The following is a 15950-nucleotide window of genomic DNA, read 5'->3' as shown; positions in this document are numbered from 1 at the left end:
ATGACATCCCGTTCCGCCCGCCCCACCGGCACGCACGTATTCGAATCGTCGTTCGGCGCGACCTGCGTCGAGGCCGACCGCACGCGCTTCCGGCTGTGGGCGCCCGCGAGCCGCACCGCCGCCGTCGAGCTGCAGGACGAAGGCGGCCGCGCGATCCCGATGACGCCCGCCGGCGACGGCTGGTTCGAGACGGTCGCGCCGTGCGGCCCCGGCACGCTGTACCGCTACCTGCTCGACGACGCGCTGGCGGTGGCCGATCCCGCATCGCGCTTCCAGCCGTACGACGTGCACGGCCCGAGCCAGGTCGTCGATCCGGCCGCGTACCGCTGGCGCCACGACGCGTGGCGCGGCCGCCCGTGGCACGAAACGGTGCTCTACGAGCTGCATGTCGGCGCCTGCGGCGGCTACGCGGCCGTCGAGCGGCGCCTGCCGGCGATCGCCGAACTCGGCGCGACCGCCGTCGAGCTGATGCCCGTCAATGCGTTTCCCGGCGCACGCAACTGGGGCTACGACGGCGTGCTGCCGTTCGCGCCCGACGCGTCGTACGGGCGGCCCGAGGAACTGAAATCGCTGGTCGACAGCGCGCACGGGCTCGGGCTGCAGGTGTTCCTCGACGTCGTGTACAACCACTTCGGCCCCGACGGCAACCTGCTGCCGCGCTACGCGCCCGACTTCTTCCGCGCGGACCGGCAGACCGCGTGGGGGCCGGCGATCGACTTCACCCGCCCGCAGACGAGCGCGTTCTTCATCGACAACGCGCTGTACTGGCTCGACGAGTACCGCTTCGACGGGCTGCGCATCGACGCCGCGCACGCGATCGACGACGACGCGTGGCTGCGCGAACTCGCGCGCCGCGTGCGTGCGCAGGCAGGCGACGCGCGCCACGTGCATCTCGTGCTGGAGAACGAGCGCAATACCGCGAGCCTGCTCGGCCCCGGCGGCTTCGATGCGCAATGGAACGACGACTTCCACAACAGCGCGCACGTGCTGCTGACCGGCGAGCGCGACGGCTACTACCGTGCGTACGCCGATGCGCCGCTGCGCCATTTCGCGCGCACGCTCGGCGAAGGCTTCGCGTATCAGGGCGAACCGTCGCCGCTGCACGACGGCGCCGCGCGCGGCGAGCCGAGCGCGCACCTGCCGCCGACCGCGTTCGTCGTGTTCCTGCAGAACCACGACCAGGTCGGCAACCGCGCATTCGGCGAACGGCTGCGCGCGCTCGCGAACGACGATGCGGTGCGCGCGGCCACCGCGCTGATGCTGCTCGCCCCGTCGATCCCGCTGCTGTTCATGGGCGAGGAAGACGGCAGCACGCAGCCGTTCCAGTTCTTCACCGACTATCGCGGCGCGCTCGCCGATGCGGTGCGCGAAGGCCGGCGCCGCGAATTCGCCGCGTTTCCCGCGTTCGCCGACGCCGCGCATCGCGACGCGATTCCGGACCCGAACGACATCGCGACTTTCGTGCGCTCGTCGTCGCACCATCCGCCCGACGAGTCGTGGCCCGACGCAGCCGCGTGGCGGCGCTTCTATCGCAGCGCGCTGGCCGTGCGCGCGGCGCTCGTGACGCCGCACCTGGCGAACGCGCGGTCGCTCGGCGTCGAATTGCTCGCGGGCGACGGCGACCCGCCGGCACTGGTCGCGCGCTGGCGCCTCGGCGACGGCAGCACGCTGACGATCGCGCTGAATCTCGGCTCGCACGACGCGACGCTGCCCGCGCTGCCGGTCGGCAAGATCGTGTTCGAGACGCCGCCGCGGGCGCGCGACCGGCTGCCCGGCGGGCACGTGCCGCCCCGCGCCTGCATCGTGTGGCGCGACGGCGCGGTCAACCGGGATGCGCGGCATCACAGCACGAACGGACGGAACCCCTCATGACGACCGACGTCCCGATCGCGGCGCTCGCCCGTGCGGCCGGCCTGCAACCCGACTGGACCGACGCGGGCGGTGTCGCGCGGCGCGTGGACGACGACGCGCTGGTCGCGCTCGTCGATGCGCTCGGCTGGCCGTGCGGCACGGCGATCCAGCGGGTCGACAGCGCGGCGGCGCTCGCCGATGCGAGCGCGTCGCCGCCGCGCCTCGTGACCGGCGACGCCGGGCTGCCGGTGACGCTGCCCGCGACCCTCGCGCCGCCGGGCGCGCGCTTCCGGATCTCGCTCGAAACCGGCGGGCACGTCGACGGACGCGTGGGCGGCGCGGGCGAACACGGCACGCTGCCGCCGCTCGCGATGCCCGGCTACCACGCGCTCGACATCGGCGAACAGCGCATCGGGCTCGCGATCGCGCCGCCGCGGGCACGGCCATTCGACGCACTCTCCCGTGCGCACGACGGGGGCCGCTGGGGCATCGCGGCGCAGCTCTACAGCCTGCGCCGCACCGGCGACGATGGCGCGGGCGACTACACGGCGCTCGCGCGACTCGCCGCACAGGCGGCGCGACACGGCGCGCAGGCGGTGGCGATCAGCCCGACGCATGCCGGCTATCCGGCGCTGCCCGCGCACGACAGCCCGTATTCGCCGTCGTCGCGGCGCTGGCACAACGTCGCGTATCTCGACTGCGACGCGGTGCCGGGCGCCGACGCGGCACATCGCCCATCCGCTGCCACTGCCGACGCCGCGCTGATCGACTGGCGCAGCGTGCTGCCGACGAAGCTGCGGCGCCTGCGTGCATGCTTCGACGCATGGCGCGCGAGCGACGACCCGTCGCGCGACACGTACCAGCGGTTTCGCGCGGCGGGCGGCGCGGCGCTCGACGCGCATGCGCGCTTCGATGCGCTGCAGGCGTTCTGCATCGAGCACGGGATCGGTGCGGACTGGCGGCAGTGGCCGTCGCCATGGCGCATGTCGGGATCGGCGGAAGTCGACGCGTTCGCGCATGAGCATGCCGACACGATCGCGTTCCACACCTTCCTGCAATGGTGCGCGTCGCGCGCGCTCGGCGACGCGCAGCACGCGGCGCGCGGCGCGGGCATGGCGACCGGGCTGATCGCCGATCTCGCGGTCGGCTCCGATCAGGCCGGCAGCGACGCGTGGGCGCACGGCACGACGCTGCTGCGCGGCGTATCGCTCGGCGCGCCGCCCGACCTGTTCAATGCGGCCGGCCAGGCGTGGGGCGTGACGACGTGGACGCCCGATGCGCTGCGCGCGGACGGCTTCATGCCGTTCATCGAGCTGCTGCGCGCCGCGTTCGCGCACGCGGGCGGCATCCGTATCGATCACGTACTCGGCTTCGCGCGGATGTGGATCGTGCCGGACGGCGGCTCGCCGCGCAGCGGCGCGTACCTGCGCTATCCGCTCGACGATCTGGTGCGGCTCGTCGCGCTCGAGGCGGCGCGCCATCGCGCGATCGCGATCGGCGAGGATCTGGGCACCGTACCGGCCGGGTTGCGCGAACGGCTCGGCGCGCAGGGTGTCGCGGGCATGCGCGTGCTGTGGTTCGAGCGCGATGCGGATGGCGCGTTCCGGCCGCCCGCCGCGTGGGATCGCGACGCGATCGCGATGACCTCGACGCACGATTTGCCGACCGTGGCCGGCTGGTGGCGCGGCGTCGATCTCGGATGGCGGCGCGTCGCAGCCGAGGCCGCAGCCGCTAAGCGACGCGACGAAGCGCAACCACCGCGCGATGTCGCCGCCCCGGCGCCGGACGACGCGAGCGCACACGATTCGGACGAGATCGTGCAAAGCATGGCGTTCGGACACGACACCGTGCAGCGCCCCGATTCGAATCGCTCGACGCCTCCGCCGCCTCCCGAACTGCTCGCCGCGCATGCGGAACGCGCCACCGAGCGTGCCGCGCTGTGGCACGCGCTGCAGCACGCAGGCTGCGCGCCGGCCGACGCTGCGGTGCCGCCAACCAACATGCCGCCGGTAAAGGCGATCCTCGGCTACGTCGCGAGCAGCCCGTCGCCGCTCGCGCTGCTGCCGCTCGAGGATCTGCTGGCCCTCGACGCGCAGCCGAACCTGCCGGGGCCGCCGTGCGGCCATCCGAACTGGCGGCAGCGGCTGCCGCGCACGATCGATGCGCTGTTCGACGCCGACGTGCGCACGCGCATCGCGACCGTCGTGGACGCGCGCCGCTCGCGGAGGCATGGCCCATGACCCCACGCGCGACGCTGCGACTGCAGCTGCATGCGGGCTTCACGTTCGACGACGCGGCCGCGCACGCCGACTACTTCGCGCGGCTCGGCGTGAGTCACCTGTACCTGTCGCCGGTGTCCACGGCCGAGCCCGGCTCGCGGCACGGCTACGACACCGTCGACCACGGCGCGCTCGGCGCGGAACTCGGCGGCGAAGCCGGCTTCATGCGGCTCGTCGACGCGCTGCGTGCGCGCGGCCTCGGCATCGTCATCGACATCGTGCCGAACCACATGGGCGTCGGCGGGTCGTCGAACGGCTGGTGGAACGACGTGCTCGAATGGGGGCCGGCGAGCCCGTACGCACGCTATTTCGACATCGACTGGCATCCGCCCGACCCCACGCTCGACGGCAAGGTGCTGCTGCCCTGCCTCGGCGCGCCGTACGGCGATGCGCTCGCGGCCGGCGACATCACGCTGCGCGCCGATCCGGCCACGGGCCGCTTCATCATCGCGTGCCCCGGGCGGCGGCTGCCGGTCGCCGCCGCCACCTACGCGGAGATCCTGCGCATCGCGAACCGCGCGGACCTGAACGCGCTCGCCGAGCGCTTCGATGCCGCGCCGGCACACGACAGCGCACGGCTCGCCGCCGCCCATGCGGCGCTGCGCGACTATGCGGCCGCGCACGGCCCGCATGCGTTCGACGCGGTATTGCGCGGCGCCGACCCGCGCCGCGCCCGCTCGCGCGCGTGCCTGCACCGGTTGCTCGAACGCCAGCACTACCGGCTCGCCTGGTGGCGCACGGCCGCCGACGAGCTGAACTGGCGGCGCTTCTTCGACATCGCGACGCTCGCGGCCGTGCGCGTCGAGGACGATGCGGTGTTCGACGCCGTGCATGCGCTGCCGCTGCGCCTGCATGCCGCCGGGCTCGTCGACGGCGTGCGCGTCGATCACGTCGACGGCCTTGCCGATCCGCGCGCGTATTGCCGCCGGCTGCATGCGCGGCTCGCCGCGCAGCGCGACGCGCGACCCTACGTCGTGGTCGAAAAGATCCTCGCGCCCGGCGAAGCGTTGCGCAGCGACTGGGCCGTCGACGGCACGACCGGCTACGACTTCATGAACGACGTCGGCGCGCTGCTGCACGACCCGGCCGGCGCCGAGCCGCTCGCCGCGCACTGGGCGGCCGTGTCGGGTTCGGCGCGCACGTTCGCGCAGGAAGCGCTCGACGGCAAGCGGCGCGTGCTGATGCGCCAGCTCGCCGCCGAGCATGCGCGGGTCGCGCGGTTGCTGCACGAGATTGCACGGGCGTCGCCCGTCACGCGCGACGTCAGCCGGATCGCGATCCAGCGCGTGCTCGGCGAACTCGCGGTGCGGCTGCCCGTGTACCGGATGTATCCGGCCCCGGGCGACGAGCCGGCCGACGAAGACCGGCGCGTGCTCGCCCACGCGTACGAAGGCGCATACGCGGCGGTCGACCCGACCGACCGGTTCGCGCTCGAACGCGTCGCCGCGTGGCTCGGCTTGCCGGTCGTGCGCGTGCCGCGCGCGAACGCCGATGCGCTGCTGGCGGCGCGCGTCGCGTTCGCGCAGCTCACCGCGCCGCTGGCCGCGAAGGGCGTCGAGGATACCGCCAACTATCGCTACGGCCGGCTGCTGTCGCGTAACGAGGTCGGCGCCGACGCCGGCGACTTCAGCCTGTCGCGCGGCGCGTTCCATGCGCGCAACCGGCGCCGCGCGCGCACCGTGCCGCACGGGCTCGTCGCGACGGCCACGCACGACCACAAGCGCGGCGAGGACGCACGCGCGCGGCTCGCGGTGCTGAGCGAGGTGCCGGATGCATGGCGTGCGGTGTCGCTCGACTGGTCGGCGCTGAACGCGCCGCATCGCGGCGGCCCGCACCGCGACCTCGCGTGGACGCCCGGGCCGGCCGCCGAGGCGATGCTTTACCAGACGCTCGTCGGCTGCTGGCCGCCCGCGCTCGCGCCCGACGATGCGGCCGGGCTCGACGCGCTCGCGACACGCGTCGTGCAGTGGCAGACGAAGGCGCTGCGCGAAGCGAAGCAGTACACCGACTGGCTCGCGCCCGAGCCGGATTACGAGCACGGCTGCGAAGCGTTCGTCCGCGCGATCCTGACGCCGCGCGGCGCGGGCGATTTTCCGCATCGGCTGCATGCGTTCGTCGCACGGATCGCGCTGGCCGGCGTCGTCAACAGCCTCACGCAGACAGCACTGCGGATCGCGTCGCCCGGCGTGCCGGATCTGTATCAAGGTACCGAGTCGTGGGATCACTCGCTCGTCGATCCGGACAACCGGCGCGACGTGCCGTTCGCGACGCTGGCGGCCGAACCGGTCGATGGGCCGGTCGCATCGTATCTGCCGACATGGCCCGATGCGCGCGTGAAGCGCGCGCTGATCGAACGGATGCTGGCGCTGCGGGCGCGATGGCCGGCGACGTTCGCGGACGGGGCGTACGTTCCGCTGCGGGTGCGCGGCAAGCTTGCGCGGCACGTGGTGGCATTCGCGCGATGTGATGAGGCAGCCACCGTGGTGGTGGTCGCGACACGGCTCGCGTGCCGGTTGCTGGGGGAAGCGCCAGAGATACCGCGCGTGGAGCCTGCGCAATGGGGCGATACGGCGGTGGTGCTGCCGCGCGGGGTTGAAGGACCGTGGAACGATTGGTTGAACGCGAGCGACGCGATCGATGCGCCGGATGGTGTGCTGGCGCTCGATCGCTGTCTGGCCCAGTTGCCTGTGGCGGTGCTCGTCGCGGCGCGGACGGGAAATTGAAGCCGATGCCCGATGCGTGCCAGCTCTGTGTCACCGAAATCGATTTTGTGCAAAACGTGCCGTCAATAATCGATTTTGCGCACGCGTAATCGACTTTCAACCGAAACGCCCGATCGTAAGCGTTTTCGTGCAGTCGACGACGGGCTTCGGCACCCTCACGACCACTCTTCCGGCGGCATCTCGCCGCGGTCATCCTCCCACAGCGGTTTCGCCGCCTCCTCTCCGCGGCTCGGTGTCACCGGCCCATTGCCGCTTGCACGACCGTCACCACGTTCACTCCGCCGCGCACCATCGCGCGGCACCGCCTGCGGGCGTTTTCGCGTGCGTGTCGGCGTCACGGTCCGCTGCCCGTCGCGGCGACGCTCGTCCGTCGATCCCGCGTCGTTCGTCTGTCGTGCATTCGAAGCTGTAGCCATGCTGTTCTCCTGAGTCATCGAAAACAAACCGGTCGCTCGCATGCAGCAATTTCAATGCCGCCGCTCGGGCAAGCGTCTTGCTGCATCGATTCGACCGAAACCGTTCCGGAGGAGACGATGCCGACGAATCGCAACACGCCGCCCGCCACCCGCCGCCGCCTCGGCGGATGGATGGCCAGTGAGGAAGCGCACATGGCCGCGTTCCGCGAAAAAATCGCGGCCGAAGCGCGCGCGCATGCCGGCGACCGGTTGCGCACGCCGGCCGTTCAGGAACTCGCGCGGCTGTTCGACGACAACGCCGTGCTGCGCATGTGCCTCACCCGCGCGATCGACGAAGCGCGCGAAGCGGGATACCGGCTCGGCTACGCGTCGATCGGCGAGCTGATGACGGTGATCGACCATCTGATGACCTATACGCCGCCATTCAGCGAGGAAAGCCTGATCGTGTGCCCGGTGAACGCATTCCTCGACTGGCCGATGTGCATGCCGTCGGGCCACGCGGTGTTTCGCGACGCCTCCGTCAACGCGCAGTTCAAGCGCGTGCTGAACGTGTGGTGCGACTTCCTCGGCGGCCCGCATTCACGCGCGCATCTCGACACGTCGGGGCCCGACGGCTGGTTCTGCGATGAAGCACGCAAGCGCCTCGGGCTGTCGCAGTTCCAGTATCGCCAAGACCAGCCGCACTGGGGCTTCGATTCGTGGAACGACTTCTTCACGCGGCGCTTTCGCGACGGCGCGCGGCCCGTGGCGGCGCCCGACGATCCGCACGTGATCGTCAGCGCGTGCGAAGCGTCGCCCTATCACACCGAAACCAACGTGAAGCTGCGCGACACGTTCTGGATCAAGTCGCAGCCGTATTCGCTGCGCGACCTCTTCACGCCCGCCCGGCTGTCGCTCGCCGAGCGCTTCGTCGGCGGCGACGTCTACCAGGCTTACCTCAGCGCGTACAACTACCACCGCTGGCATGCGCCGGTGCGCGGCGTCGTCACGCACGCGTATCGCGTCGACGGCACCTACTACTCGGTCGCCGAAGCGGAAGGCCCGGACCCGGCCGGGCTCAACGACTCGCAGGGCTACATGACGGCGGTCGCCGCGCGCGCGGTGGTCGCGATCTCGAGCGACGATCCCGGCATCGGGACGGTCGCGGCCGTGTTCGTCGGGATGGGCGACGTGTCGTCGTGCGTGATCGAGGTCGTGCCGGGCCAGCGCGTCGACAAAGGCGACGAGATCGGCTACTTCCAGTTCGGCGGCTCGACCTACTGCCTGCTGTTCGAAGCCGGCGTGATCGACCGCTTCCTGTACGCGCCGCCGTTCGAAGGCGAGCCGCCGGTCGTGCAGGTCAATGCATCCGTCGCGATCGCGCGGTGAATGCCCCGCGCGGGCCGGCGTGTCACGCGTCGGCCCCGTCGCTCACGCCGATCGCATGGAATTCGGCCGCGTCGTGACGCTGCACGCACCGCAGGACCGACAGCCCGTCGGCCGTCAGTGCGGGGCGGTGCGCGCCCGACGTATCGTCTTGCTGCAGCACGATCAGGTGTTGTTCGACGAGCGCGACGACGTCGTCACGGTCGATCTGGATCTGTTCCGGCGCGTGATGCGCGAGGAACAGCGCGGCAAATTCGTGGGCGGTCAGCATGCTCGTTTCCCCGTTGACGGCTACGCACGACGCGACACCGGCGTCGCATCGGCTGGCGGCGCGAATCGTGCGCCGGCGGCGTTACAAGCATGCAGGGAATGTGCCAGCCGGCGTCGTGCGGCCGCTGTCCGTGCGGTGCGTGCGCCGCGCGATGTGGCACCGCACGGCGCGTTCGAGCCGCTGCAAAGTTTTCAACGGCATGTAACGGGTGGCCGCGGGGAGCGGCCGCGGCGGGTGACCGATGCGGCCGGAGAAGATGCGCGGGTGGCGCGCAGGGAATGCGCGCCGCTCACGGCCGCGAGCGAAACAACCCGGCCCGCGCACGCCCGGCCGGCGCCCGGAAATAGCCGCTGTGCAGCACCACGTCGTGGTTGCCGCTCGCCAGCACGTCCGCGCACGCGGCTTCGATCCGCGCGCGGCCGCGCTCGAACGCGTCGCGCAGATCAGCCTCCAGCGCGGAGCGCGCGCCGAAATGATCTTCCAGCGCCTCGACCGTGATCGCGCAGGTCTGCGGCACGCCATCGACGTCGACGACGAAGCGCAACTGCAGCGCCGCGCCGTCGAACGTGGGCGGCTCATCGGTCAGCGTCACGCGGCGCGGAGTATCGGAATCGGCCGGCATCGGCTCATGCCCCCCGCGACGCGAGGCGCTCGACCAGCGCGCCGTTGAACGCGGGCAGATCGGCCGGCTTGCGGCTCGTGATCAGGTTGCCGTCGCGCACGACTTCCTCGTCGACCCACTTGCCGCCCGCATGACGGATATCGTCTTGCAGGCTCGGCCAACTCGTCATCGTCTTGCCCTCCACCAGCCCGGCCGACACGAGCAGCCAGCCGCCGTGGCAGATCGCCGCGACCGGCTTGCCGGCGCCGACGGCCGCCGTCACGAATTCGCGCGCGGCCGGCACCATCCGGATCGCGTCGCCGTTGATGACGCCGCCCGGCAGCACGACCGCGTCGTAGTCGCCTTCGCGTGCATCGTCGAACGTGCGGTCGACCTTCACGCGCTCGCCCTTGTCGACGTGCCGGAAACCCTGGATTTCGCCGCGCTTCTGCGAAATCACGTCCACCTGCGCGCCTTCGGCCGCGAGCGCGCGCTGCGGTTCGACGAGTTCGGCTTCCTCGAAACCGTCGACCGCGAGAATCGCTACCTTGCAATGATCCAGCTTGCCGCTCATGGATGCCTCCGTGGAAAGGGACAGGAACAAGGCACACGTCATGCCGTGCCGTGCCGGTCTCGCAGCAAGCGCCGTTCCGGCCGCGCAGGCCGTTGCCTGCCGGCGCGGTCGTGCTCGTGCGCGTTCCCGGAACCGGGGAACGACCCGCGATCGAAATCGATCGTCGCCCCATCGGCCGCTCGCCCCGTTTGGCCTGCAAAGATTTCAACGGGATGTAATGCAATGCCGTGCGCCGATCCCGCGCGATTACTGCAGATGACGCACGGCGTCGAGCATCGCGTCGGTCAGCTCGACCGTCAGCGTCAGGTTCTCGTCGGTATCGGGCAACTGTTCCAGCGTCTGCTGCACGGCGTCGTGCAGCATCGCGTGGACGCGCATCCGCGCGCCCTCGTCGAGATCCGCATAGCGCTCCATCGTCGAGCATTCGAGCGCGAGCACGACCGAATGGCGGGCCGCCTCGGGCGGCGCTTCGACGGGGTTCGCCCACGCCGCATGGAACATGACCCTGCCCGTTTCGACGTCCACATGGACCGTCGTGTCGAGATCGTCCGTGTCGCTTGCGTCGCCGTCGAGCTCGTCGTTGTCCACCAAAATCCGGGAATTCGATTGCATGATGTCCTCCTGCGTGGCGGCGGCGCGCCCGTCCCGGGAAACCGCGCCGCCATCGCGCCATGCCGGCCGCGCCGGCACGACACCGTCAATAACCGCTGGAACCGCCGCCCGTCCCGCCGGCCCCGCCGCCGCCCGTGCCCGTCGAGCCGGCCGAACCGCCGTTGCCGGCGCCGGTGCCGCCCGACCCGCCGGCCCCGCCCGACCCGCCGGCCCCGCCCGACCCGCCGCCGACACCGCCGCCCGTGGCGCCGCTACCGCCCTGACCCGCGCCGTTCGGGCCGCCGCCCGGCTTCACATGGCCGGCCGACCCGCTGTGCGACCGCATGCCGTGCTTCGCGCCATGCCGCTGCGTGCCGGCCGGTGGCGGCGGCGCGGTCGTATTGCCGTTGGTGCCCTGCGTCGACATGTCCATCGACGGATTCGGCGCGCCGGTGCCCTCGTCCGAGCGCTGCGAGTTCTGCGCCCACGCGGCGGGCGCGGCCGCGACGATCGCGACAGTCGCGCACGCCAGCACGTGCCGCACGACACACTTCGATTCGAATGCTGACTTCATGGCGTTTTCTCCCTATGGATGATCGCTTGATCGAAATTCCTGCTCCGGTCCTTCAGCAAGGCCCATGCCGTCGTCGGCACGTTCACGCCGCGGCACGCGGTTTGCGTCCGGCGTCTTCGCACGACCGTCCTATGAATCCCTACGGAGCCCCTGCCTCATGCCTTCCGCTTCTGCTTCCCACGCGCACGACAAGCCGCACGGCAAACGCCACACGCGCCGCCCCGGCCGCGCGCGCAGCGCCGACCCGGCCCACCGCAAGCGCTGGTCCGGCAAAGTCACGCAAAAAAGCGACGCGCTCGACATCGAGCCCGACATCTTCAAATCCGACGATCCGGCCGCGATCGCCGCGTCGCTGAAGCGCTCGGCCGAACACAGCCGCCGCCGCAAGGCGTCGCCGTTCCAGTCGGCGATGTCGATGCTGAACTTCTACGTGAACCGCGCCGGCCGCAACCTGCCGAAAACGCGCCGCACCACGCTCGAACGCGCGAAGCGGAAACTGCGCGAAGCCTTCGGCCGCAAGCCCTGACGGCCGGCGCGCGGCTCGTATGCTCGTATCCACCCCTCCGCTGCGATCACACGCATGCACGAAACCCTCTGGTATCTGATCATCGGCGGCGTGCTGCTGGGCATGGGCGTCGTGACGTCCGCACTGCGCCACCTGCCCTGCAGCTCGGCGATGATTTACCTGGTGCTCGGCATCGCGCTCGGCCCGGCCGGCGCCGGCCTGCTGCATCTCGACCTCGAACGCGACGGGCAACTGCTGCGCGAGATCGTCGAGGTCGCGCTGCTCGTGTCGCTGTTCGCGATCGGGCTGCGGCTGCGCGTGCCGCTGTCCGACAAGCTGTGGCTCGTGCCGTGCCGCCTCGGGTTGCTCGCGATGATCGTCACCGTGCCGCTGCTCGCCGCGTGCGCAGTGCTCGCGCTGGGCCTTGGCTGGGGCCCCGCGTTGCTGCTCGCGGCGATCCTCGCGCCGACCGACCCGGTGCTCGCGCACGACGTCCAGGTGCACGACCCGGGCGATCGCGACCTGGTGCGCTTCGCGTTGTCCGGCGAAGGCGGGATGAACGACGGCATCGCGCTGCCGTTCGCGCTCGCGGGGCTCGCGCTGTGCGGCGCACCGGGTGCGACGCACGGCATCCCGCCGCTGTCCGGCACGTTCGCCCTCGTCGCGCTGTGGGGCATCGCGGGCGCGGCCGCGATCGGCGGCGGGCTCGGCTGGGCCACGACGAAGACGATCGGCTGGCTGCGCACGCGGCACGCGCAGGCGCTCGGCCTCGAAGGCTTCTTCGCGCTCGCGCTGATCGTGCTGTCGTTCGGCGCCGCGCAGCTCGCGCACACGTTCGGCTTCATCGCGACGTTCGCGGCCGGCGTCGCGATGCGGCGCGTCGAGCATCGCGCGAGCGGCGACCGCCCGCCGCGCGAAGTGATCGGCCAGATCGATTCGGAAGACGTGGTCGCGACGGAGAAGCATCCGGAGAAAGCGCATGCGTTCATGGCCGAATCGGTGCTCGGCTTCACGATCGAGCTCGAACGGATCGCCGAAGCGATCGTGATGACGATGATCGGCAGCGTGCTCTCGACGCTGCCCGGCCCGCTGCTCACGTGGGGCGCCGTCGCGCTGGCCGCCGTGCTGTTCGTCGCCGTGCGTCCGCTCGCGGTGCTGGTCACACTGGCCGGCTCGCGCGCGACGCATGCGCAGCGGCGGCTGATGGCGTGGTTCGGCATCCGCGGGATCGGCTCGTTCTACTACCTGCTGTTCGCGCTCGAGCACGGGCCGTCCGACGTCGTGCGCCCGCTCGCGGCGCCGGTGCTGGCCGTGGTGTCCGCGTCGGTGGTCGCGCACGGGATTTCCGCGACGCCGCTGATGAACTGGTACTACCGGTTGCAGCAGCATCGGCGCTGACGGTTCACGTGTCGGCGCCGAGCCGCGCCCGCATCGCCGCGGTGATGCGCTGGCGCGCCTTCGCATAGCCTTCCCACGGGTCGCGCTTCAGCGTGTCCAGCCGTTCGTGCAGCGTGTCGATCGTCCATTGCGCGCCGCCCGTCGTCTCGGGCACCTCGTCCCAGTCGAGCGGCACCGACACGCCCATGCCGGGCCGCGCGCGCACCGAATACGCGGCGATCGTGCTCGCGCCGCGCCCGTTGCGCAGGTAGTCGACGAAGATCTTGCCGCGCCGGTGACGCGGCCCCATCGTCGCGGTGAAACGGTCGGGCAGCGTGCCGGCGACGTGCTGCGCGACCGCGCGCGAAAAGTCCTTCACGTCGTCCCAGCCCGCATGCCGCGTGAGCGGCACGACGACGTGCAGCCCCTTGCCGCCGCTCGTCTTGCAGAACGACACGAGCCCGAGTTCGTCGAGCAGCCCGCGCACGAGCTGCGCGGCGTCGATCATCGTGCGCCACGGCAGCGCCGGATCGGGATCGAGGTCGAACACGATGCGGTCGGGCCGCTCGATGTTCGACGCATGCGCGTTCCACGTGTGCAGCTCGACCGTGCCCATCTGCGCGGCGCCGAGCAGCGCGTCGACGTTGTCGATCGACAGCAGCGGCCCGTGGCCCGGGTCGAGTCCTTCGTGCTGCGTGACGAACGGGATCTCGCGGCGCTCCGCGTGCTTCTGGAAGAACAGCTCGCCGGCGATGTCGCCCGGGGCGCGCACGAGCGAAACGGGGCGCCCCTCGAGGTCGGGCAACAGCCACGGCGCGACCCATTGCCAGTACCGCGCGAGATCGATCTTGCGCGTGCCGCTTTGCGGGTCGAGCACGCGCTCGGGATGCGTGATGCGCACGCGGCCGAGCGTGTCGGGGCCGGACGCGTCGCCGTCGGCTCGGGCGGCTGCGCGAGACCGTGCGGACGGCTTGCGATCGCCGGTTTCACGAGCGGCACGCGATGCGCGCTTGCGTGTGTCGTCGTGCGGGGTCGGGCGTTGATCCATCGTCACCTCCGTTTCCGTATGTTTGGGTATCTCGCGGACGATCTGCGCCGCCGGCTTGTCCTCGCGCAGCGCGATGAACGCGGCCTGCCGCACGATCCCGTCGCCGGTCCATTCCGCGAATTCGCATTCAGCGACGAGCGTCGGCTCGACCCAGTGCACGCGAGTGCGCGTGCGTTCGCGCGGCGGTTCATCGAACGGCATCGTGTCGCGCTCGTGTTTATGCAGGATCACGGCGAGACGGTCGAGCATCCGCGCGTCGAAGCCGGTGCCGACGCGGCCGACGTAGCGCAGCGGCCCGGGCCCGCGCCGCCGCTTGCCGGCCGGCGCCGGCTCGTGCACACCGAGCAGCAGCGCGCCGAAGCCGTGCCGGCTGCCCGACGGCTCGGTAAAGCCGCCGATCACGAACTCCTGCCGGCGCCGGCATTTGAGCTTGATCCATGCGGGCGACCGGCCGGCGCGATAGCGCGAGTCCGCGCGCTTGCCGATCAGTCCTTCGAGGCCGGTGTCGCAGGCGCTCGCGATCAGCGACGCGACGTCCTCGCCGAGATCGGGCGAAAAGCGCATGCGCGCCGGGTCGCTGTTCGCGAGCAGCGGTTCGAGCAGCGCACGACGCTCGGTGAGCGGCGCGTCGCGCAGGTCGTAGCCGTCGAGATAAGGCAGGTCGAACACGAAGAAGGTGATTGCGTCCGAGCGGTCCGTGCCGAACGCGTTCTGCAGCGCCTGGAAATCGGGCAGGCCGTTTTCGCCGAGCACGACGGCCTCGCCGTCGAGCCATGCGTCGTCGAGGTCGAGCGCCGCGAGCGCGTCGCGCTGCGCGCGCAGCTTCGCGGTCCAGTCCCGGCCTTCGCGCGTCATCAGCGTGACGCGCCGGCGTGCGCCCTTGCCTGCGATGCGCGCCAGGATGCGGTAACCGTCGAACTTCAGTTCGTAGCACCAGCCGCCCTGCGTCGGCGGTGCATCGACCAGCGTCGCGAGTTGGGGCGCGACGCGCTCGGGCAGCGGCGCGCGCACCGCGCCTGCGACCTGCGACGGGTCGGTGGGGCGCCGGCTTGCGTGGCTTGTGTGGCTTGCGTGTTGCGCGTCATGTGCATCACCATCCGCGTCGGTCGCTCGGCCGCGCCGCGCCGCGCGCTTGCGTGCCGCGCCGCGGGTCGCGCCGTCATGCACGCTCCCCGGCCGTTCGCCGACGACGTCGAATTCATCGGCGCTGCGCGCGTCGTCGTCGCGCTCCTTGATCAGCAGCCACTGCTCCTGACGCCCTTCCTGTCGCCCGCTGCGCACGAGCGCCCAGCCGCCGTGCAGCTTCTCGCCGTCGAGCCGGAACGTCAGCTTGCCGGCCCGGTAGCCTTCGCGCGCCTGCGCGACGCCGCCATCGGGCGTCCACGTGCCTTCGTCCCACACGACGACCGAGCCCGCACCGTAATGCCCGGCCGGAATCTCGCCTTCGAACGATGCGTATTCGAGCGGATGGTCCTCGACGTGCACCGCGAGCCGCTTCACCTGCGGATCGAAGCTCGGGCCTTTCGGCACGGCCCACGATTTCAGCGTGCCGTCGAGTTCGAGCCGGAAATCGTAGTGGAGCCGGCGCGCATGGTGCTCCTGGATCACGAAGCGCAGCGGCTGGTGTGCGCGCGCGGCGGGCTGCTTCGCCTTCGGCTTCGAGGCCGCTTGCGTATCCGTCTTCGCACGACGTTTGCCGTGCGCCCCTTCGGGCTCGGGCGTCGCGCCGAAATGGCGCTTGCGGCGATACGGATCGAGCTTGCCGGCCATCGCGT

At 71.5% G+C, this 15950-nt stretch carries 13 protein-coding genes; 6 read left to right on the top strand and 7 right to left on the bottom strand.

Features of this window, described 5'->3' with window-relative positions; genetic code table 11:
* Genes treZ through treY form a run of 3 tightly spaced genes read left to right on the top strand, consistent with a single transcriptional unit; the run spans position 1 to position 6853 of the window.
* Entirely contained in the window at positions 1 to 1872 is a 1872-nt protein-coding gene (gene treZ, locus BLS50_RS30915; protein WP_074807216.1) for a malto-oligosyltrehalose trehalohydrolase, read from the top strand.
* Positions 1869 to 4091: a 4-alpha-glucanotransferase gene (gene malQ / locus BLS50_RS30910; protein ID WP_074807213.1), complete on the top strand. Its 2223-nt coding sequence runs from the start codon at positions 1869 to 1871 to the stop codon at positions 4089 to 4091. Before treZ ends, malQ begins: the two co-directional genes overlap by 4 nt.
* Positions 4088 to 6853 (top strand): malto-oligosyltrehalose synthase, encoded by a 2766-nt coding sequence (treY, locus tag BLS50_RS30905; RefSeq protein WP_074807210.1) that lies wholly within the window; start codon positions 4088 to 4090, stop codon positions 6851 to 6853. Before malQ ends, treY begins: the two co-directional genes overlap by 4 nt.
* Before the next feature lie 155 nt (positions 6854 to 7008).
* On the opposite strand, the gene BLS50_RS36125 is transcribed toward treY, so the two are convergent.
* On the bottom strand, positions 7009 to 7269 hold the full coding sequence (locus BLS50_RS36125; protein WP_176934354.1) for a hypothetical protein: 261 nt from the start codon (positions 7267 to 7269) through the stop codon (positions 7009 to 7011).
* A 117-nt stretch (positions 7270 to 7386) separates the two neighbouring features.
* Here BLS50_RS36125 and BLS50_RS30895 point away from each other — a divergent pair, with 117 nt between their 5' ends.
* Positions 7387 to 8637, top strand: a complete 1251-nt coding sequence (locus BLS50_RS30895) for a phosphatidylserine decarboxylase family protein (RefSeq protein WP_074808658.1) — start codon at positions 7387 to 7389, stop codon at positions 8635 to 8637.
* Between the two features lie 22 nt (positions 8638 to 8659).
* On the opposite strand, the gene BLS50_RS30890 is transcribed toward BLS50_RS30895, so the two are convergent.
* The 5 genes from BLS50_RS30890 to BLS50_RS30865 all read right to left on the bottom strand — a co-directional run bounded on the left by BLS50_RS30890 (position 8660) and on the right by BLS50_RS30865 (position 11245).
* A complete protein-coding gene (locus tag BLS50_RS30890) occupies positions 8660 to 8905 on the bottom strand; it encodes a hypothetical protein (protein WP_011545545.1) in 246 nt (81 codons plus the stop codon).
* 289 nt (positions 8906 to 9194) lie between these two features.
* A complete protein-coding gene (locus BLS50_RS30880; protein ID WP_074807204.1) occupies positions 9195 to 9527 on the bottom strand; it encodes a DUF1488 family protein in 333 nt (110 codons plus the stop codon).
* A gap of 4 nt (positions 9528 to 9531) precedes the next feature.
* Entirely contained in the window at positions 9532 to 10080 is a 549-nt protein-coding gene (locus BLS50_RS30875) for a type 1 glutamine amidotransferase domain-containing protein (protein ID WP_011545547.1), read from the bottom strand.
* Positions 10081 to 10326: 246 nt separating this feature from the next.
* Positions 10327 to 10692 (bottom strand): DUF3022 domain-containing protein, encoded by a 366-nt coding sequence (locus BLS50_RS30870; RefSeq protein WP_023477689.1) that lies wholly within the window; start codon positions 10690 to 10692, stop codon positions 10327 to 10329.
* Between the two features lie 85 nt (positions 10693 to 10777).
* Positions 10778 to 11245, bottom strand: coding sequence for a hypothetical protein (locus BLS50_RS30865; protein ID WP_074807202.1), 468 nt, complete (start codon positions 11243 to 11245; stop codon positions 10778 to 10780).
* Positions 11246 to 11402: 157 nt separating this feature from the next.
* Here BLS50_RS30865 and BLS50_RS30860 point away from each other — a divergent pair, with 157 nt between their 5' ends.
* Positions 11403 to 11771 carry a DUF3175 domain-containing protein gene (locus tag BLS50_RS30860; RefSeq protein ID WP_074807199.1) on the top strand — a complete coding sequence of 123 codons (369 nt, stop codon included), beginning with the start codon at positions 11403 to 11405 and terminating at the stop codon, positions 11769 to 11771.
* Between the two features lie 54 nt (positions 11772 to 11825).
* Positions 11826 to 13148: a cation:proton antiporter domain-containing protein gene (locus tag BLS50_RS30855; RefSeq protein ID WP_074807195.1), complete on the top strand. Its 1323-nt coding sequence runs from the start codon at positions 11826 to 11828 to the stop codon at positions 13146 to 13148.
* A 4-nt stretch (positions 13149 to 13152) separates the two neighbouring features.
* Here the strand turns inward: BLS50_RS30855 and ligD are convergent, their stop codons facing one another.
* Positions 13153 to 15945, bottom strand: a complete 2793-nt coding sequence (gene ligD, locus BLS50_RS30850) for a DNA ligase D (RefSeq protein ID WP_074807192.1) — start codon at positions 15943 to 15945, stop codon at positions 13153 to 13155.
* Positions 15946 to 15950: the final 5 nt, after the last annotated feature.

Source organism: Burkholderia orbicola, from assembly GCF_900100915.1.
Taxonomy (GTDB): Bacteria; Pseudomonadota; Gammaproteobacteria; order Burkholderiales; family Burkholderiaceae; genus Burkholderia; species Burkholderia orbicola.
This window is presented reverse-complemented; position numbering and strand designations above follow the sequence as displayed.

Coding starts and splice junctions, on each gene's coding strand:
- BLS50_RS30855 (WP_074807195.1), top strand. CDS start 11,826: ATGCACGAAACCCTCTGGTATCTGATCATCGGCGGCGTGCTGCTGGGC.
- ligD (WP_074807192.1), bottom strand. CDS start 15,945: ATGGCCGGCAAGCTCGATCCGTATCGCCGCAAGCGCCATTTCGGCGCG.
- BLS50_RS36125 (WP_176934354.1), bottom strand. CDS start 7,269: ATGGCTACAGCTTCGAATGCACGACAGACGAACGACGCGGGATCGACG.
- treY (WP_074807210.1), top strand. CDS start 4,088: ATGACCCCACGCGCGACGCTGCGACTGCAGCTGCATGCGGGCTTCACG.
- BLS50_RS30875 (WP_011545547.1), bottom strand. CDS start 10,080: ATGAGCGGCAAGCTGGATCATTGCAAGGTAGCGATTCTCGCGGTCGAC.
- malQ (WP_074807213.1), top strand. CDS start 1,869: ATGACGACCGACGTCCCGATCGCGGCGCTCGCCCGTGCGGCCGGCCTG.
- treZ (WP_074807216.1), top strand. CDS start 1: ATGACATCCCGTTCCGCCCGCCCCACCGGCACGCACGTATTCGAATCG.
- BLS50_RS30880 (WP_074807204.1), bottom strand. CDS start 9,527: ATGCCGGCCGATTCCGATACTCCGCGCCGCGTGACGCTGACCGATGAG.
- BLS50_RS30860 (WP_074807199.1), top strand. CDS start 11,403: ATGCCTTCCGCTTCTGCTTCCCACGCGCACGACAAGCCGCACGGCAAA.
- BLS50_RS30865 (WP_074807202.1), bottom strand. CDS start 11,245: ATGAAGTCAGCATTCGAATCGAAGTGTGTCGTGCGGCACGTGCTGGCG.
- BLS50_RS30870 (WP_023477689.1), bottom strand. CDS start 10,692: ATGCAATCGAATTCCCGGATTTTGGTGGACAACGACGAGCTCGACGGC.
- BLS50_RS30895 (WP_074808658.1), top strand. CDS start 7,387: ATGCCGACGAATCGCAACACGCCGCCCGCCACCCGCCGCCGCCTCGGC.
- BLS50_RS30890 (WP_011545545.1), bottom strand. CDS start 8,905: ATGCTGACCGCCCACGAATTTGCCGCGCTGTTCCTCGCGCATCACGCG.